We start from the raw sequence: 17143 nt of genomic DNA, 5'->3' as shown, positions 1-17143 counted from the left end.
GACAAGATGGCACAGCAAATCAATCTCCTCACCCCCATCCTGCTGGCGCCGCGGCGGCTGTTCTCGGCCGTGGCCATGCTGCAGGGTCTGCTGCTGCTGCTGGGCGGCGGCCTGCTCATCAGCGTCACCCTGATCTGGCAGTCCAAGCAGACCAGCGCCGCGCTGGCCGAGGCCCATCTGCAGGCGCGCAACGAGCGCCAGGCGCTGCAACAGGCCATGGCCGCCCTGCCGGGTGGCGGCGACGGCACCGCGCTGCGCCAGCAGCTCGCCCAGTTGAAGGAAGACAACGCCAGGCAGGCACAGGCCCTCAGCGATTGGCAGAGCGGCCTGCCCCAGGCCGGCCGCAGCCATGCGGACCTGCTGCGCATGCTGGCCCAGACCACGCCGGCCACGGTCTGGCTGCAGGAGCTGCGCTGGAACGGCGAGCGCCTGCAACTCGAGGGCCGCACGCTGGCACCCGCCAGCCTGCAGCCCTGGCTGGCGCGCCTGTCCGCACATCCGCTGCTGCAGGGCCAGCAGCTCGCGGCGGTGCGCGTCGAGCGCCAGGCCGGCGGCGGCAGCGGTGCGCTGCGCTTCGGCGATGAGGCGGCCCCCGTCGGTATGGCCGAAGCCACCGGCCAGGCGGTGTGGGCCTTCCGCGTCGTCAGCGCCATGCCGGCGGCCTCGGCCGCCTCCCCCGTCACCTCGGCCGCCAGCGGGAGGCAGCCATGAGCTTGCGCGCCCGTTTGCAAAACGCCTGGACCCAGCAGTCGGCACGCATCGACGCGCTCTCGGTGCGCGAACGCTTGTTCATGTTCCTGACCTTGGCGGTGCTGCTGCTGGGCCTGCTGGACAGCCTGCTGGTGGCGCCGTTGAGCCAGGAGCAGAGGCTGCAGCTCGGTGGGCTGCGCAAGGTCGAGACCGAGCTGCAGACGCTGCGCCAGCAATTCCTGCTGGCCGGCCAGCAGCAGGGCCCCAACGGCCCGCAGGCCCGGCTGCGGGCCGAGCTGGAGTCTGAGCGCGCGCGCCAGCTCGCGCTGCGCCAGGCCCTGCATGCCGCGGGCGCCGGCAAGGCGAGCCATGCGGGCACGGCGCTGGCCGACGTGCTGGGCACCTTGCTGCAAACCCATCCCCAGCTGCGCCTGCTGCGCTTGCAGACCCTGGACGAGCGCCCGCCCGGCCTGCCCGCGCCGCCGGGCGCCTGGCGCCTGCAGGCCGTGGAATTGCGCGTGCAGGGCGACTATCTGGACCTGATGAAGTACATGAACGAACTGCAAGCCGAACTGCCCGGCCTGCGCTGGGGCGAGCTGCGCCTGGCGGCGCAGGGCGAAGGCGCGGCCAAGGCGGTGCTGCAGCTGCAAGTCGTGCTGGCGAGCCCGCAGCCATGATGCGCCGCGCCATCGCCACCCTTGCCTTGTTGGGCTGCGCCCTGCCCGCTCTGGCCCAGGGCGAGTTGCGCGACCCGCTGCAGGCCCCCGCCAGCCTGCGCGCGGCGGCCGCCAGCGCGGCCTCGGCACCCGAGGCCGAGGCCCAGCAGCCGCAACATATCCTGATCGTCGATGGCCGCCCCTATCTGGTGGTACAGGGCCGCCGCCTCGGCGTCGGCGAGCGCTGGGGCGAGGCCCGCATCCTGTCCATCGACGAGCACGCCGTGACGCTCAGCGAGGCCGGCGTGAAACGCCGCCTGCCGCTCTATCCGGGTGTGGAGCTAAAGCGCTCGACCGCCACCGGCCGTCCCCACAAGAAGAATGCATCGGAGAAATCATGAGTTGTTCAGGCCGTCTGCTTCCACTCGCGCTGAGTCTGCTGCTGGGCGCCTGCGCCGACAAGCCCCTGCGTTTGAGCCAGCCCAGCAGCGATCTGCAGACCGAACTGCAACAGCAGGCGGCGCGCAAGCCGGTGGCAGCCGCGTCGGCCGCGTCGGCAGCCACGCCACCAGCCCTGCCCGAGGCAGCGCCGCGCGCCGAGCTGCCGGCCGAGCCGCGCTTTGACCTGGTGGTCAACGGCGCCCAGGTGCGCGACGTGTTTCTCTCGCTGGTGGCCGACACGCGCTACAGCATGATGGTGCACCCGGGCGTCGCCGGTCAGCTCTCGGTGACACTCAAGGGCGTGACCCTGCGCGAGGCGCTGGAGGCGATCCGAGACGTCTACGGCTACGACTTCAAGATCGATGGCCGCCGCGTCACCGTCTACCCGCCCACCATGCAGACGCGCGTGTTCAGCGTCAACTACCTGCCCGGCCAGCGCGTCGGCCGCAGCGAGCTGCGCGTCAGCTCGGGCTCGGCGCCCACTCCGCCCGGCAATGGCACGGGCGCCGGCGGCAGCACCGGCAGCCCGGCCACGCCCGGCACGGCGGTGGCCGCGCCCGAGAGCTCGCAGGTCTCCACCAGCACCAAAAGCGACTTCTGGGCCGAGCTGGGCGCGGGCCTGCGCGCCCTGGTGGGCAATGAGGCCGGCCGCAATGTCATCGTCAGCCCGCAGGCCGGCACGATCGCGGTGCGCGCCATGCCGGATGAGTTGCGCCATGTGGAGAGCTTTCTGCGCGCCACCAAGCTGGCGGTGGAGCGCCAGGTGATGCTGGAGGCCAAGCTGGTGGAGGTGGAGCTGCGCGAGGGCTTCCAGAGCGGCATCGACTGGTCCTACCTCGGCAAGAACGGCGCCATCGGCCAGACCGGCGTGAGCCCCTCGCTGCCCAGCGGCGTCAACACCATCATCAACCCGCTGGTCAGCAACAGCCGCGGCCTGCCGGTGCTCTCCACCACCACCAATGCCTCCGGCTGGCCCGACCTGATTCCCCTGCCCTCGCCGGGTGGCGGCGCCTTCGGCCTGGCACTGGCCAAGGGCGGCTTCCAGGGCCTGCTGAGCTTTCTGGAGAACTACGGCGATCTGCAGATCCTCTCCAGCCCGCGCGTGGCGACGCTCAACAACCAGAAGGCGGTGCTCAAGGTCGGCGCCGACGACTATTTCGTCACCGGCATCTCGGGCGGCAACAGCAACAACAATAACAACACCAGCAACAACAACACCGGCATCAGCATGCCGACGCTGACGCTGACGCCGTTCTTCTCGGGCATTGCGCTGGACGTGACGCCGCAGATCGACGACGCCAACATGATCACCCTGCACATCCACCCCTCGGTGACCTCGGTGACCGAGAAGGTCAAGCAGGTGGACCTGGGTGCGGTGGGCAACTACCGCCTGCCGCTCGCCTCCAGCAGCGTCAACGAGACCGACACCATGGTGCGCATCCCCGATGGCGCCATCGTCGCAATCGGCGGGCTGATGCAGATGGAGTCCTCGCGGCGCGGCTCGGGCCTGCCCGGCAGCGGCGAGAACGCCCTCACCGCGGCCCTGTTCGGCAATCGCGCCAGCGTCGGCCGCAAGCGCGAGCTGGTGGTGCTGATCAAGCCCACCATCATCCGCAGCCAGGACGACTGGGAGCAGGCCAACCAGGCGCTCAACCAGCGCCTGGACGAGATGGAGGCCGGCCGCCGCCGCGTCATCACCGTGAACGGCACGCCAAGCACGTCACCCACTACGGCCGGCAAGCAACCGTAAATCGGTGACAGCGGCGGGCAGTCCCGCCTTGCCAGGCCCGCCGCGCTGATGGATAGTCAACGGCTCATGCACTGACGATCCAGCTCTTGCGGGAGGCCTCTTGGTTGCACCCTATGCCCCATCCTCCGGCCCCGGCCAGCTTGCCCCGCATCTGCTGGGTGGGCCGGGCCTGGCCGGCCTGAGCCCGGGCCTGCACGCCCAGACGATCGCCAGTTCGCACGAGCGCTGCCGCGCCTTCGGCCTGGTGAGCACGGGCAGCCCCGACCTCAGCCGCCTGGCGCCCGAGCCACTGCGCGAGCTGCAGGCGCGCAATGCGCGCCTGTGCGCCCAGGCCCTGCCGGTGATGGACATGCTTTACGAGCAGCTCATGCATGCGCAGAGCATGGTGCTGCTGACCGACGCCAGCGGCACCATCCTGCATGCCCTGGGCGACCCGGGCTTTCTGGGCCGCGCCCAGCAGGTCGCGCTGGCGCCCGGCGCGCTCTGGGCCGAGGCCGACAAGGGCACCAATGCGGTGGGCACGGCGCTGATGACCGAGGCGCCGACCCTGGTGCATGGGCAGGAGCATTACCTCAAGGCGATGCAGTTCCTGACCTGCTCGGCGGCGCCGATCTTCGACCATCGCGGCGGCCTGCTGGGCGTGATCGACGTCTCCGGCGACCGCCGCTCCTACCATCCGCACACGCTGGCCCTGGCCGGCATGTCGGCGCGCATGATCGAGGCGCAATGGTTTGTCGACCGCTTCCGCCATAGCATCCGCCTGCACTTCCATGCCCAGCCGCAAGCCCTGGGCACGCTGCGTGAGGCGGTGCTGGCGCTGGACGAGGACGGCCGCATCCTGGGCGCCAACCGGCCCGCGATGGAGCTGCTGGCCTTCACGCCCGCGGCACTGCGGCGCGAGAGCCTCGGCTCGCTGCTGGGCTGCGGGCTGGGTGCGCTGGCCGAGGCCGGCCGGCGCTCCGGCGAGGAATACCTGCGCGTGCAACTGCCGCAGCGCGGCGAGATGCTGCTCAAGCTCTGCCTGCCGCAGGCCGGCCTTGCGCAACAGCGCGCCACCACGCACGAGGCCTTCAGGCAAGACTTGGCACCGGCCTCGGCGCCCTACCAGAGTTCCGAGGCCACCGAGCCCCCCGCAGCGCCCGGCGCGGTGTCGCACAGCCTGCGCGAGGCCGAGGCGCAGGCCATCCAGGCCGCCGTGCTGGCGGCGGCGGGCAATCTGTCGCTGGCGGCGCGCCAGCTGGGCATCGGGCGCAGCACGCTGTACCGCAAGCTGCGCGAGCGCTGAATCGGCCGCTGCGCGCTCAGCTCGCCAGCGGCAGCGCGCCCGCTGCGATCACCGCGCCAACGCCAAGTCCATAGGGCATGTGCGACAGCGTGGCGGCCAGCAAGGCGTTCGTGCCACGTGGCCCGCGCCGTCCGAACAGGCCCCAACCGAAACAGGGCAGCAGCACGAACCAGGGCAGCACAGACGTCGTCAAGCTGAAGAGCACGCCCGCCAGCAGGTGATTGGCCGGCAGCAACGCCCCCATGAGCTGGAAGAAGGCGGGATACGCAAGTGCCACGCCGCCGCCGCCCAGCAGGAAATGGAAGGCCCAGCCCAGCCTGGCCTCACCCGGCCGGGCCGGTACTTTGAGGATGTCGGCGTGCCTCAGCCGCCCATGTGGCAGACCGCCGGCCCAGCGCCCCAGCAGCGCGGCGTTCACACCGCTGCGGATGCCGAAGCCGGCCGCAACGGTTTCGGTCATGTCCATGAGCGCGGCGCCCACGATGCCGCCGAGATAGGCCAGGACAAGTAATTCCATTTGCTGCGTCCGATTGCTTCGATGGCCGCACTGTCGGCGCGCCGGCAGCGCCGGGCCAGCGCTCTGAGACGAGCCGTGGCATGCCGTGCCGCAGTGGGGGCGGCGCTCGACCGAATGGTGTTGGCCCGGTGCGGTGGCGGCTGGCGGCGGCCGAGCCGTGCGCGTGCCGGCCATGCCGCTGAGCGCTCAGCGCAACAGCGCCTCAACCGCCTCGGCCATGCGGCGCGCCGCGCCGCGATGCTGGGCCGCAAAGCGCTCGGCCTGCTCGCCGGCCCGCGCCAGCGCGCCGGGTTCGGCCAGCAGGGCCAGGGCGGCGGCGAGGCCTTGCGACATGTCGGCCACGCGCTGCGCCGCGCCGGCGGCCAGCGCCAGCTCCGCCGCCTCGGCGAAGTTGAAGGTATGCGGCCCCATCACCACCGGGCAGGCACAGGCGGCCGCCTCGATCAGGTTCTGGCCACCCAGCGGGGCAAAGCTGCCGCCCAGCAGGGCAACGTCAGCCAGGCCGTAATAGAGCGCCATCTCGCGCATGCTGTCGCCCAGCCAGGCGTCGGCAGCCAGTGCGGCGTCGGGGGGCAGGTCTTGCCCGTTTTCCAGCCATTGGCTTCGGCGCGCCAGGCTCAGGCCTTGCGCGACCATGAGCGCCGCCACCTCGTCAAAGCGCTGCGGATGGCGCGGCACGATCAGGAGCAGCGGGCGGCCGGCGGCCGGCACCTGCGCCCAGGCCTGCAGCAGCATCGCCTCCTCGCCCTCGCGCGAGACCGCGAACAGCAAGACCTGGCGTGCGCCCAGGGCGGCGCGCCAGGCACGGCCGCGCGCCAGCAGCGCGGCATCGGGCTGCAGGTCGTACTTCAGATTGCCCATCACCGCCACCTGCGGCACGCCGCCCGCGCGCAGGCGCTGGGCATCGGCCTCGGTCTGCGCCAGCGCCAGCGCCAGGCCGCGCACCGCCGGCGCCAGCAGCAGCCGGAACCGCTCGCCCTGGCGCGCGCTCTTGGCCGACAGGCGCGCATTCGCCGACACCATGGGCACGCCGGCCCGGCGCGCGGCATGCAGCAGATTCGGCCAGATCTCGGTCTCCATCAGCAGGCCGATGGCCGGGTTATGGCGCTGCATGAAGCGCCGCACCGCGCCGGGCGTGTCGTAGGGCAGCCAGACCTGGATGTCGCCCGCGCGCAGCAGGGCCTGGCCGGCCTCGCGACCGGTGGCCGTGCCATGCGTGAGCAGCAGCCGCATGCCGGGGCGCTGTTCGCGCAGGGCGTCGACGAGGGCGGCCGCGGCACGCGTCTCACCCAGCGAGACCGCATGCACCCAGATCGCACCGGGCGCCGCCGTGGGGCCGGCGAGCGCCAGGCGCTCACCCCAATGCGCGCGGTAGAGCGGCTCGGCCCCGCCGCGCCGCCACAGGCGCAGCAGGTAGTAGGGCGTGAGCAGGCGCAGCAGGGTGCCGTAGACCCAGCGGGCCAGGCGCTCGGCGAGGCGCTCTTGCGTCAATGGCCGGCCGCGAAGGTGGCGTCGGGCTTGACGCGCTTGAGCTGGGCCAGCACATCGTGCTGGATGCGCTCGAGCGCGGCCTGGGTGTGGCCCTCGAAGCGCAGCACCAGCACCGGCGTGGTGTTGCTGGGGCGGATCAGGCCGAAGCCGTCTTCGTACTCGATGCGCAGGCCGTCGATGGTGACCAGCTCCTTGGCGCCGGGGAAGTCGGCCAGCGTGGTCAAGGCCTTCAGCTTGGCCACCACCTCGTGGTGCTCGCCCTCGGCGCAGGGCACGTTGATCTCGGGCGTGTTGAAGCTGTTGGGCAGGCCGTTCAGCACCGCGCTGGGGTCGGCCGCGCGCGAGAGGATCTCCAGCATGCGGCCGGCCGTGTACATGGCATCGTCGAAGCCATACCAGCGCTCGGCGAAGAAGATGTGGCCCGAGAGCTCGCCGGCCAGCGGCGCGCCGGTTTCCTTCAGCTTGGCCTTGGCCAGCGAATGGCCGGTCATCCACATCAGCGGGCGGCCGCCATGCTCGCGGATCCAGGGGCCCAGGCGCTGGGTGCACTTGACGTCGAAGATGATCTCGGCGCCGGGCTTGCGCTTCAGGATGTCGGCCGCCAGCAGCATGATCTGGCGGTCCGGCATGATCATCGTGCCGTCCTTGGTGACGATGCCAAGGCGGTCGCCATCGCCGTCGAAGGCCAGGCCCAGCTCGGCATCGCAGGCATGCACGATGCGCTTCAGGTCTTCCAGGTTCTCGGGGCGCGAGGGATCGGGATGGTGGTTGGGGAAATCGCCATCGACCCTGGAATAGATGTCGATCACCTCGCAGCCGAGCGCGCGCAGGATCGCCGGGGCGCTGGCGCCGGGGATGCCGTTGCCGCTGTCGACGACGATCTTCATCGGGCGCGCCAGCTTGCAGTCGCTGACGATGCGGTGCGCGTACTCGGCGCCCACGTCCATCTGCGCCACGCGGCCCTTGCCCTTCGCATAGTCCTCCGCCTCGATGCGCTGGCGCAGGCCCTGGATCTGCTCGCCGTAGACGGCCGCGCCCTTCAGCACCATCTTGAAGCCGTTGTAGTCCTTGGGGTTGTGGCTGCCCGTGACCATGATGCCGGAGTTGCAGCCATGCTGGATGCGCGTGGCCGCCACGTAGTACAGCATCGGCGTGGTGACGGCGCCGATGTCGACGACGTCGAGGCCGGTCGAGCGCAGGCCGCGGATCAGCGCGGCGACCAGGGCGGGGCCCGAGATGCGGCCGTCGCGGCCGACCGCCACGGCCTTCTCGCCGAGCTTGCGGGCCTCGGTGCCGAAGGCGCGGCCCAGGTGCTCGGCCAGTTCTTCGTTCAGGCTCGTGCCGACCACGCCGCGGATGTCATAGGCCTTGAAGATGGATGCATTGACTTGCATGAATGTCCTGTCTTGCCTTGCTTGGCGAATTGGATTTGGGCGGATTGTAGGCATGGCCCTTGTTGCAGCGCCGTAACTCGCCGGTCGTCGGCCGCGCTGGCGTTTCGTCGCGCAAGGGCGCCGGCGGAGGCCGGCCTGTCTACACTCGCCGCCCATGGATACAAGCTCACCCTTCAAGCAGGCCTGGAGCGAGCATTGGCGCCTGCAGACCGAGAGCCGCACGCCGCTCTGGTTCCTGCTGCTCATCAGCACCGGCGCGGGCCTGGTGCTGGGCGCGGCGATCGGCGTGCTGGCGGGCTGGCTGGGCGAGCAGCTCGGCGCGGCGCATTGGTGGAGCTACACCCTGCCCGCCAATGTGATCACCATGCTGTGCGTCAGCTACACCTTCCAGCTGGTACGGCGTGGCCTGCAAGCGGCGCTGCCGCGCGCCACCTTGCAGCGCCTGGGCGGCGCGCGTGATTGGCGCGCGGCGCTGTTCTACATGTTCTACAGCATGTTCTGCGTCGCCCTCGGCTTTGCCATCTCGCTGTGGGTGATGAGCTGGGCGCTGCAGATCGATGCCTGGCGCATCTTCACGCTGCAGAACTTCTCCATCCCGCAGTTCATCGTCACCTCCATCGTCATCTCGGTGCTGGTGCACCTGAACAGCCAGTGGCGCTGGCAGCGGCAGCAACAGCGGCTCAAGGCCAGCGAGGCGCAGCTGCGCCTGCTGCAGGCCCAGATCGAGCCGCACTTTCTCTTCAACACGCTGGCGAATGTGCAGAGCCTGATCGACGTGGACGCGCCGCTCGCCAAGCGCATGCTGGAGGCCTTCACCGACTATCTGCGCGCCAGCCTGCAGCAACTGCGCAGCGACAGCTGCAGCCTGGCCCAGGAGCTGGACATGGCGCAGAGCTATCTGAGCCTGATGCAGGCCCGCATGGCCGATCGGCTCGCCTTCCGCATCGAGGCCAGCGAGGCGGCGCGTGGCGCGCGCCTGCCGCCGCTGCTGCTGCAGCCGCTGATCGAGAACGCCATCCACCATGGCCTGGAGCCCAAGCTGGAGGGCGGCCACATCGTGATCGAGGCCAGCGTCGAGCAGGGCCAGCTGCGCCTGACGGTGCGGGACGATGGCCTGGGGCTGGACGCCCCGCGGCGCAGCGGCCGACGCGGCCACGGCATGGCGCTCGCCAACATCCGCGCCCGCCTGCAAAGCCGCTACGGCGAGCGCGCCAGTCTGCAGCTGCAAGCCGCCGAGCCCGGCACCCAGGCCCTGCTCGAAATTCCCTACGAAACCAACTGAACGAGCACACCATGCCATCTGCCGTCACCGCCCTGATCGCCGACGACGAGCCGCACCTGGCCCAGTACCTGAAGGAGCAACTGGCCCAGCTGTGGCCCGAGCTCACCATCGTGGCGATGGCCAGGAACGGCAACGAGGCGGCCGCCCAGATCGCCGCATTGCGGCCCGACCTGGCCTTTCTGGACATCCAGATGCCCGGCCTCAGCGGCCTCGAAGTGGCACAGGGCATCGAGGGCGAGACGCGCGTGGTCTTCGTCACCGCCTATGACGAATACGCGCTCGAGGCCTTCGAGCATGCCGCGCTGGACTATGTGCTGAAGCCGGTGAAGACCGAGCGCCTGGCCAAGGCGCTGGCGCGCGTGAGGCTCAGCCTCGCCGGCGCGGCCGAGGGTGATGCCGAGCCCGACGCCAGGCTGGCCCGCACCCTGCAGCAGCTGCTGGGCGCGCAGGCAACGGGGCAGACGCTGCGCTACATCCGCGCCAGCCAGGGCGAGCTCATGCACCAGATCGCGGTGGACGAGGTGGTCTACTTCCACGCCGACGAGAAATACACCTGCGTGCAGACGGCCACGGCCGAGTACCTGATACGCACGCCCATCACCGAGCTGGTGGCGCAGCTGGACCCGCAGAGCTTCTGGCAGGTGCACCGCTCCACCATCATCAATCTGGCCCATCTGGCCGGCACCCGGCGCGACGAGCTGAGCCGGCTCTATGTGCGCTTCCGCGCCCTGCCGCGCGAGCTGCCGGTCAGCCGCGCCTACGTGCATCTGTTCAAGTCCATGTAGCGCGGCCCCCATGCCCGTGGGGAGCCATCGGGCGCGGCGCGGTGCTAGAGTCGATACGGAGCGGGGAGTCAGCGGCCGGCACAGGCCTTCCACATCGATGTCCATGAGCTTGCGTCGTCAGCTGCTTGGTCTTTTGTTTGGCCTGCTGTGTGCCGCCGCTGCTGTGGCCAGCCCGCCCGGCCCACCGGGCCAATTGCGCTGGGTGGCGGGCGATCTGCCCCCCTTCGTCTGGCAGGGCAGCCAGGGCCCCGAGGGCTATGCCTATGAATTGGCGCTGCTGATGTCGCAGCGCCTGGGGCGCAGCGACACGGTGGACTTCTATCCCTGGGCGCGCGCGGTGCGCATGACCGAGGAGGGAGAGAACCTCGGCGTCTTCCCGCTGGCGCGCACGCCCGACCGCGAAGCCAAGTTCCGCTGGCTGATCCTGCTGATGCATGTGCGCTACAGCTTCGTCGGCCGTGCCGGCGAGCCCAACCTGAGCCTCGAGCAGTTGCGCCACGCCCGCATCGGCGTGCTGCGCGGCTCGCCCATCATCAAGAACCTGCAGGCCGAGAAGTTCACCAGCGTCACCGAGGCCAAGGACTACAAGGACCTCCTGCGCATGCTGCGCAGCGACATGCTGACGGCCATCTACGCCGGCGCGCCGATGCTGCAGGCCGCCATCGAGCAATACGGTTACCCGCGCGGCGAATTCAAGACCCACACCAGCCTGGGCGAGGCCGATCTCTATATGGGCACCTCGCTGCGCCTGGCCGAGGGCGAGGCCGAACGCTGGCTGCAGGCCTATCAGCAGCTGGTGGCGGACGGCAGCGTGGCGCGGCTGCAGCAGCGCTATTTCAAGTAAGCCAGCCACATGTCCGGATCCGGCCAGTAGTGCGCCGGCCGCGCCCCTATCATGCGGCCATGTCAACCAGCCCGGACCTCAGCGCCGAACTCTGCTACCCCGCCCTGCTGGCGCGCGATGCGCGCTTTGACGGGCGCTGGTTCGTGGGCGTCACCTCCACCGGTGTCTACTGCCGGCCGATCTGCCGGGTGCGCACGCCCAAGGCCGAGAACTGCCGCTTCTTCGGCAGCGCCGCGCTGGCCGAGGCGGCACGCTTTCGCCCCTGCCTGAAATGCCGGCCCGAGCTGGCGCCGCGTGCGGGCCGGCCGGCCTGGTCGGTGATGGATGCCTCGCGCACCCTGGCCCAGCAGGCCGCCGCCTGGCTGGACCAGGCCGAGTGGGCCGAGGATGGCGCCGGCTCAATGGAGCAACTGGCCGCGCATCTGGGCATCACGAGCCGCCACCTGCGCCGCATCTTTCTGGCCGAGCATGGCGTGACGCCGCTGCAATACCTGCAGACGCGCCGCCTGCTGCTGGCCAAGCAGCTGCTCAGCGACACCCGCATGCCCATCGCGGAGGTGGCCCACCATGCCGGCTTTGGCAGCCTGCGGCGTTTCAACGCCGCCTTTGCCGAGCAATACCGGCTACAGCCCTCGGCGCTGCGGCGCGGCCAGAGCCTGAACCTGAGCGCCTGCGGTGAACCCAGGCTGGCACTGAACTACCGCCCGCCCTTCGCGGTCGACGCGCTGCTGCAGTTCCTGGCGGCGCGCGCCATTCCCGGCATCGAGGAGGTGGATCTGGCCGAACGTCGCATCAGCCGCAGCCTGCGCGTGCGCCACCAGGGCGAATGGCTGGCGGGGCGGGTGGAGCTGCAATTCGATGCCCAGCTGCCGCGCGTCTGGCTGCTGCCCTGCTCGGCCGTCTGGCCGGCGGTGGCCAGCCTGATGCCCAGCCTGCGCCGCTGGCTGGACCTGGATGCCGAGCCCGCCACCATCGATGGCTGCCTCGGCGCGCTGGCACAGGCGGAACCCGGCATGCGCCTGCCCGGCTGCGTCGACCGCTACGAGCTGGCGGTGCGCGCGGTGCTGGGCCAGCAGGTCACGGTGGCGGCGGCGCGCACCCTGGCCAGCCGCTTTGTCGAGCGCTTTGGCGAGGCCCTGCCCGAGGGGCAAGCAACGGCCACGGTGCACCGGCTGTTCCCGAGCCCGGCGCGCATTGCCATTGCGGCGGTGGACGAGATTGCCGCGCTGGGCATCATCCGGCGCCGTGCCGAGGCCCTGATCGCGCTGGCGCGCGCCTGGCCGGGCTCGCGCTTTGCTGCTGGCCTGGGCACGCCGGCCGAGGTCCTGGCCGAGCTGCAGGCGATGCCCGGCCTGGGCCCCTGGACGGCGCAATACATGCTGATGCGCGGCTGGAGCTGGCCCGATATGTTTCCCGAGGCCGACGTGGTGCTGCGCAAGCAGCTCAGCCCGCCGGACGCGCCACTGAAACCGCGCGAGGTGCAGCAAGCGGCCGCGGCCTTTGCGCCCTATCGCAGCTATGCCGTGCTGCAGCTCTGGCGCCGCGCCGCGCTGGCCGATGCGGCCAAGAAAGAAGAAAAGAAACAATGAAATCCAAAGACCTGAGCGAACTCGCCCTGCTGGCCGCCATCTGGGGCGCCTCCTTTCTCTTCATGCGCCTGGGCGCGCATGAGTTCGGCCCGCTGGCGATGGCGGCGCTGCGTGTCGGCGGCGCCAGCCTGTTCCTGCTGCCGATACTGGCGGCGCGCCAGGGCCTGGGCGAGCTGCTGCGGGAATGGAAGCCGCTGCTGGTGGTGGGCCTACTCAACAGCGCCATCCCCTTTGCGCTCTATGCCTATGCGGCGCTCTCCATCACCGCCGGCCTGTCCAGCATCCTGAATGCCACCACGCCGCTGTGGGGCGCCCTGGTGGCCTGGATCTGGCTCTCGCAAGGCCTGAACGCCAGCCGCCTGAGCGGCCTGGCGCTGGGCTTTGCCGGCGTGGTCTTCCTGGCCTGGGACAAGGCCAGCTTCAAGCCCGGCGGCAGCGGCTGGGCCATCCTGGCCTGCCTGGTGGCCACGCTCTGCTACGGCATCGCGGCCAACTACACCAAGCGTTATCTCGCCAAGGTGAGCCCGCTCACGGTGGCCACCGGCAGCCAGGTCAGCGCCGCTTTCATGCTGGCGCCGCTGGCCGCCTGGCAATGGCCGGCCCAGCTGCCCAGCGCCCAGGCCTGGACCAGCGTGGCCCTGCTAGCGGTGCTGTGCTCGGGCATCGCCTACATCCTCTACTTCCGCCTGATGCAGCGGGTGGGGCCCACCAACACCATCGCGGTGACCTTTCTGATCCCGGTGTTCGCGGTGCTCTGGGGCTATCTGTTCCTGGCCGAGGCCTTCACCCTGCACATGGCCGCGGGCTGCGCCATCGTGCTGCTGGGCACGGCGCTGGCGGTGGGCCTGCTGCGGCTGCCGCTGCCGGCACCCAAGCCGGCCTGAGTTGGCATCACAAGCTCAAGTCACCGGCGCCGGGTTGAACAGCACCAGCGCGTTGTGCAGCTTCCAATGCTCGGCCCAGGTCTTCTTGCGCCCGCTGGCCACCTCCAGCAACAGCTCGAACAGCTGCCAGCCAACCTGCTCGATGCTGGCCTCGCCGTCGGCGATCTGACCGGCGTTCACATCCATCAGGTCATGCCAGCGCCGCGCCAGATCGCTGCGCGTGGCCACCTTCACGACCGGGCATTCGGCCAGCCCGTAAGGCGTGCCGCGGCCGGTGGTGAAGACATGCAGATTCATGCCGGCGGCCAGTTGCAGAGTGCCGCAAATGAAGTCGCTGGCCGGCGTGGCGGCATAGACCAGGCCGCGCTGATCGGGCCTGAGCTTCTCGCCCGGCGCCAGCACATGCGAGATCGCCGCGCTGCCGCTCTTGACGATGGAGCCCATCGCCTTCTCGGCGATATTGGCGAGGCCGCCGGCCTTGTTGCCCGGCGTGGTGTTGGCGGCGCGGTCGACCCGGCCGCGCTCCAGATAGCGGTCGTACCAGCCCAGCTCGCGCACGATCGCCTCGGCCACCGCGGGCGTGGCGGCACGGCTGGTGAGCTGCTCCACCGCATCGCGCACCTCGGTGTTCTCGCTGAACATCACGGTGGCGCCGGCGCGCACCAGCAGGTCGGCGCAGAAACCCAGCGCCGGGTTGGCGGTGACGCCCGAGAAGGCATCGCTGCCGCCGCATTGCAGGCCCACCACCAGGGCGCTGGCCGGCAGGGTCTCGCGCCGGCGCGCGTTCAGGCGTTCCAGGTGCGGGCGGGCGCTCTGCAGGATGTCGTCCAGCATGGACATGAAGCCCACATGGTGCTCGGCCTGCAGGCAGATGGTCTCGGGGCCCGCGTCGGCCGCACGCTCGTCCGTGATGGCGAAGGAGCCCGGCGGCAACAGCCGCTCGGGCTGCAGCTTCTCGCAGCCCAGGCTCACCACCATCAGCTCGCCGCCGAAGTTGGGGTTGAGCGAGATATGGCGCAGCGTGCGGATCGGGATCTCGGCGCCGGGCGCGTCGATGGCCACGCCGCAGCCATAGCCATGCTCCAGGCCGATCACGTCGTCCACATGGGGGTACAGCGGTAGCAACTCGGCCTTGATGCGCGCCACCGCCTGCGCCACCACGCCGGCCACGCATTGCACCGTGGTGGTGATGGCCAGGATGTTGCGCGTGCCCACCGATCCGTCGGCGTTGCGATAGCCCTCGAAGGTATGGCCCTGCAACGGCGGCAGTTCCGCAGGCCGGACCGTGGCCATCGGCAGGCCTTCAAGCGCGCGCGCCGAGGGCATCTGCAGCAGGCGCTCATGCACCCAGCTGCCGGCGGGTATGTCTTTCAATGCATAGCCTATCGGGACGCCGTAGCGCAGCACCGGCTCACCCTCTGCGATGTCCTGCAGGGCGAGCTTGTGGCCCTGCGGCAGCTTGTCTCGCAGTTGCAATCCGGCCCCCGGCACGCCGTCGGGCAGCACGGTGCCTGCGGCCAAGCCGCCGTCGTTGGCGACGATGGCGACGTTGTCGTCCGCGTGCATGCGTATCGTCAGCGGCGGGCGCGGAGGCCGCGGAGGCGTTTGTTCGGTCATGTCGGAACCCGGAAGATGTTGCTACAGTGCACAAAACACTTGTTGTACGTCGTCTAGTTGTCGTACAACTTGCATGAACTGTAGGCCAAAGCCCTGCACCGGACCCTCGGGATAGTACGTACAAGCCATGAACAGCCCTGCCGCTCCCGCCCGCCGACGCCCCCGCACCCTGGCCTTGGAGCTGGTCGATTCGCTGGGCCAGCGCATCCGCGACGGCCGCCTGCAGGCGGGCGACAAGCTGCCCACCGAGGCCGCCATCATGGCCGAGTTCGAGGTCAGCCGCACGGTGGTGCGCGAGGCCATTTCCAAGCTGCAAGCCGCCGGCCTGGTGGAGACCCGCCACGGCATCGGCACCTTTGTGCTGGGCATCGGCGATGCGCCGGCCTTCAAGATCACGCCCGAACAGTTCAGCACCCTGCAGGACGTGATCGCGGTGCTGGAGCTGCGCATCGGCCTGGAAACCGAAGCCGCCGGCCTGGCCGCCCAGCGTCGCAGCGAGGCCAATCTGACGCAGATGCGCGCCGCGCTGGGTGCGGTGGTGGCGGCGGTGGAAGCCGGCCAGGACGCGGTGGCGGCGGACTTCCAGTTTCATCTGGAGATTGCCCGCGCCACCCAGAACAGCCACTTCGCCGAGCTGATGAACACCCTGGGCAGCCAGATCATCCCGCGCGCCAGGCTCGAGCCGGCGGGTGAGCTCAGCGCCGAGCGCCAGGCCTATCTGCGGCGTGTGAATGGCGAGCACGAGAACATCTTCGACGCCATCGCCGCCCAGGATCCCGATGCCGCGCGCGCCGCCATGCGCACCCACCTCACCAACAGCCGCGAGCGCCGGCGCCGCGCCCAGGCCGATCTGGGCTGATGCGTAATTCCCCTCACTTCGCCTCGCTTGAACTTAGTTGTACGATGACATACAACATCAACAGGCCGGCACGCTGGCCTCCGCCTTTCACACCACACCATCGCAGGAGCCTGATCCATGTCGCCCCAAGAACTCAAGAGCGTGCTGCAAGCCGGCCTGCTGTCCTTCCCGCTGACCGATTTCGACAGCCAGCTGCGTTTCGCGCCCAAGCCCTATGCCGAGCGGCTGGAGTGGCTGCAACCCTATGGCGCTTCGGCGCTGTTCGCGGCCGGCGGCACGGGCGAGTTCTTCTCGCTGGAGCCGGGCGAGTACAGCGAGGTGATCAAGGTCGCGCTGGACACCTGCCGCGGCCGTACCCCCATCATCGCCGGCGCCGGTGGCGGCACCAGCCTGGCCATCAAGTACGCGCAGGAGGCCGAGCGCCTGGGCGCACAGGGCATCCTGCTGCTGCCGCACTACCTCACCGAGGCCAGCCAGGCCGGCCTGATCGCCCATGTGGAGGCGGTGTGCAAGAGCGTCAAGTTCGGCGTCACCGTCTACAACCGCGGCGCATGCAAGCTCACGCCGGAAAGCCTGCTGGTGCTGGCCGAGCGCTGCCCCAACCTGATCGGTCTCAAGGACGGCCTGGGCGATATCGAGAAGTTCGTTGCGATCCGCCAGACCCTGGGCGAGCGCTTCGCCTATCTGGGCGGCCTGCCCACCGCCGAGCTCTTTGCCGGCGCCTACAAGGCCATGGGCTGCCCGGTCTATTCCTCGGCGGTGTTCAACTTCATCCCGAAGACGGCGATGGAGTTCTACAACGCCCATGCAGCTGGTGACACCATCACCTGCGACCGCCTGATCCGCGATTTCTTCCTGCCCTATATCGCGCTGCGCAACAAGGGCGAGGGTTATGCGGTGTCCATCGTGAAGGCCGGCGCCACCCTGGTGGGCCACAGCGCCGGCCCGGTGCGGCCGCCGCTGTCGGACCTGCTGCCCGCCGAGGTGGACCAGCTGGGCGCCCTGATTTCCAAGCTCGGCCCGCAGTAAGCCAACAAGTCAGAACGGAGACAAACCATG

At 70.1% G+C, this 17143-nt stretch carries 16 protein-coding genes; 12 read left to right on the top strand and 4 right to left on the bottom strand.

All coding sequences use genetic code 11. The features are described 5' to 3' along the window. The first annotated feature begins 6 nt into the window (after positions 1 to 6). The 5 genes from PFX98_RS19035 to PFX98_RS19015 all read left to right on the top strand — a co-directional run bounded on the left by PFX98_RS19035 (position 7) and on the right by PFX98_RS19015 (position 4822). Positions 7 to 711 carry a PilN domain-containing protein gene (locus PFX98_RS19035; protein ID WP_285232061.1) on the top strand — a complete coding sequence of 235 codons (705 nt, stop codon included), beginning with the start codon at positions 7 to 9 and terminating at the stop codon, positions 709 to 711. After that, entirely contained in the window at positions 708 to 1367 is a 660-nt protein-coding gene (locus tag PFX98_RS19030) for a hypothetical protein (protein WP_285232060.1), read from the top strand. Before PFX98_RS19035 ends, PFX98_RS19030 begins: the two co-directional genes overlap by 4 nt. Continuing rightward, a complete protein-coding gene (locus tag PFX98_RS19025; RefSeq protein WP_285232059.1) occupies positions 1364 to 1747 on the top strand; it encodes a hypothetical protein in 384 nt (127 codons plus the stop codon). Before PFX98_RS19030 ends, PFX98_RS19025 begins: the two co-directional genes overlap by 4 nt. After that, positions 1744 to 3537 (top strand): pilus (MSHA type) biogenesis protein MshL, encoded by a 1794-nt coding sequence (locus PFX98_RS19020; RefSeq protein WP_285232058.1) that lies wholly within the window; start codon positions 1744 to 1746, stop codon positions 3535 to 3537. The genes PFX98_RS19025 and PFX98_RS19020 overlap by 4 nt, the downstream gene beginning before the upstream one ends. Positions 3538 to 3637: 100 nt before the next feature. Further along, a complete protein-coding gene (locus tag PFX98_RS19015) occupies positions 3638 to 4822 on the top strand; it encodes a sigma-54-dependent Fis family transcriptional regulator (RefSeq protein ID WP_285232057.1) in 1185 nt (394 codons plus the stop codon). 16 nt (positions 4823 to 4838) lie between these two features. Here the strand turns inward: PFX98_RS19015 and PFX98_RS19010 are convergent, their stop codons facing one another. The 3 genes from PFX98_RS19010 to PFX98_RS19000 all read right to left on the bottom strand — a co-directional run bounded on the left by PFX98_RS19010 (position 4839) and on the right by PFX98_RS19000 (position 8224). Further along, entirely contained in the window at positions 4839 to 5339 is a 501-nt protein-coding gene (locus PFX98_RS19010) for a DUF2938 family protein (protein WP_285232056.1), read from the bottom strand. Between the two features lie 186 nt (positions 5340 to 5525). Continuing rightward, on the bottom strand, positions 5526 to 6830 hold the full coding sequence (locus PFX98_RS19005) for a 3-deoxy-D-manno-octulosonic acid transferase (protein WP_285232055.1): 1305 nt from the start codon (positions 6828 to 6830) through the stop codon (positions 5526 to 5528). Next, entirely contained in the window at positions 6827 to 8224 is a 1398-nt protein-coding gene (locus PFX98_RS19000; protein WP_285232054.1) for a phosphomannomutase/phosphoglucomutase, read from the bottom strand. The genes PFX98_RS19005 and PFX98_RS19000 overlap by 4 nt, the downstream gene beginning before the upstream one ends. A gap of 154 nt (positions 8225 to 8378) precedes the next feature. Between PFX98_RS19000 and PFX98_RS18995 the strand changes: the two genes are divergently transcribed. The 5 genes from PFX98_RS18995 (at position 8379) to PFX98_RS18975 (ending at position 13608) form a co-directional block, all read left to right on the top strand. Further along, positions 8379 to 9506: a sensor histidine kinase gene (locus PFX98_RS18995; protein WP_285232053.1), complete on the top strand. Its 1128-nt coding sequence runs from the start codon at positions 8379 to 8381 to the stop codon at positions 9504 to 9506. 11 nt (positions 9507 to 9517) lie between these two features. Then, complete coding sequence (locus PFX98_RS18990; RefSeq protein ID WP_285232052.1) at positions 9518 to 10291, top strand: LytR/AlgR family response regulator transcription factor; 774 nt, start codon at positions 9518 to 9520, stop codon at positions 10289 to 10291. A 103-nt stretch (positions 10292 to 10394) separates the two neighbouring features. Continuing rightward, complete coding sequence (locus PFX98_RS18985) at positions 10395 to 11135, top strand: substrate-binding periplasmic protein (RefSeq protein WP_285232051.1); 741 nt, start codon at positions 10395 to 10397, stop codon at positions 11133 to 11135. Positions 11136 to 11194: 59 nt separating this feature from the next. Then, positions 11195 to 12724, top strand: a complete 1530-nt coding sequence (locus tag PFX98_RS18980; protein ID WP_285232050.1) for a DNA-3-methyladenine glycosylase 2 family protein — start codon at positions 11195 to 11197, stop codon at positions 12722 to 12724. Beyond that, the gene (locus PFX98_RS18975; protein WP_285232049.1) at positions 12721 to 13608 is read left to right on the top strand and encodes a DMT family transporter; all 888 of its coding nucleotides are present in this window, start codon (positions 12721 to 12723) and stop codon (positions 13606 to 13608) included. Before PFX98_RS18980 ends, PFX98_RS18975 begins: the two co-directional genes overlap by 4 nt. 15 nt (positions 13609 to 13623) lie before the next feature. On the opposite strand, the gene garD is transcribed toward PFX98_RS18975, so the two are convergent. Continuing rightward, positions 13624 to 15225 (bottom strand): galactarate dehydratase, encoded by a 1602-nt coding sequence (gene garD, locus PFX98_RS18970; protein WP_285232048.1) that lies wholly within the window; start codon positions 15223 to 15225, stop codon positions 13624 to 13626. A 127-nt stretch (positions 15226 to 15352) separates the two neighbouring features. Here garD and PFX98_RS18965 point away from each other — a divergent pair, with 127 nt between their 5' ends. Then, positions 15353 to 16084, top strand: a complete 732-nt coding sequence (locus PFX98_RS18965) for a FadR/GntR family transcriptional regulator (RefSeq protein ID WP_285232047.1) — start codon at positions 15353 to 15355, stop codon at positions 16082 to 16084. A 117-nt stretch (positions 16085 to 16201) separates the two neighbouring features. Then, complete coding sequence (gene kdgD, locus PFX98_RS18960; protein WP_285232046.1) at positions 16202 to 17113, top strand: 5-dehydro-4-deoxyglucarate dehydratase; 912 nt, start codon at positions 16202 to 16204, stop codon at positions 17111 to 17113. Positions 17114 to 17143: the final 30 nt, after the last annotated feature.

This window comes from Paucibacter sediminis, assembly GCF_030254645.1.
Classification (GTDB): domain Bacteria; phylum Pseudomonadota; class Gammaproteobacteria; order Burkholderiales; family Burkholderiaceae_C; genus Paucibacter_B; species Paucibacter_B sediminis.
Note: the sequence above shows the minus strand (reverse complement) of the source record. Positions and strands in the feature narration are given on the sequence as shown.

Bases quoted from the DNA above. Each gene is read 5' to 3' on its own strand.
- PFX98_RS19035 (WP_285232061.1), top strand. From the start codon at position 7: ATGGCACAGCAAATCAATCTCCTCACCCCCATCCTGCTGGCGCCGCGG.
- PFX98_RS19030 (WP_285232060.1), top strand. From the start codon at position 708: ATGAGCTTGCGCGCCCGTTTGCAAAACGCCTGGACCCAGCAGTCGGCA.
- PFX98_RS19025 (WP_285232059.1), top strand. From the start codon at position 1,364: ATGATGCGCCGCGCCATCGCCACCCTTGCCTTGTTGGGCTGCGCCCTG.
- PFX98_RS19020 (WP_285232058.1), top strand. From the start codon at position 1,744: ATGAGTTGTTCAGGCCGTCTGCTTCCACTCGCGCTGAGTCTGCTGCTG.
- PFX98_RS19010 (WP_285232056.1), bottom strand. From the start codon at position 5,339: ATGGAATTACTTGTCCTGGCCTATCTCGGCGGCATCGTGGGCGCCGCG.
- PFX98_RS19000 (WP_285232054.1), bottom strand. From the start codon at position 8,224: ATGCAAGTCAATGCATCCATCTTCAAGGCCTATGACATCCGCGGCGTG.
- PFX98_RS18995 (WP_285232053.1), top strand. From the start codon at position 8,379: ATGGATACAAGCTCACCCTTCAAGCAGGCCTGGAGCGAGCATTGGCGC.
- PFX98_RS18990 (WP_285232052.1), top strand. From the start codon at position 9,518: ATGCCATCTGCCGTCACCGCCCTGATCGCCGACGACGAGCCGCACCTG.
- PFX98_RS18985 (WP_285232051.1), top strand. From the start codon at position 10,395: ATGAGCTTGCGTCGTCAGCTGCTTGGTCTTTTGTTTGGCCTGCTGTGT.
- PFX98_RS18980 (WP_285232050.1), top strand. From the start codon at position 11,195: ATGTCAACCAGCCCGGACCTCAGCGCCGAACTCTGCTACCCCGCCCTG.
- PFX98_RS18975 (WP_285232049.1), top strand. From the start codon at position 12,721: ATGAAATCCAAAGACCTGAGCGAACTCGCCCTGCTGGCCGCCATCTGG.
- garD (WP_285232048.1), bottom strand. From the start codon at position 15,225: ATGACCGAACAAACGCCTCCGCGGCCTCCGCGCCCGCCGCTGACGATA.
- PFX98_RS18965 (WP_285232047.1), top strand. From the start codon at position 15,353: ATGAACAGCCCTGCCGCTCCCGCCCGCCGACGCCCCCGCACCCTGGCC.
- kdgD (WP_285232046.1), top strand. From the start codon at position 16,202: ATGTCGCCCCAAGAACTCAAGAGCGTGCTGCAAGCCGGCCTGCTGTCC.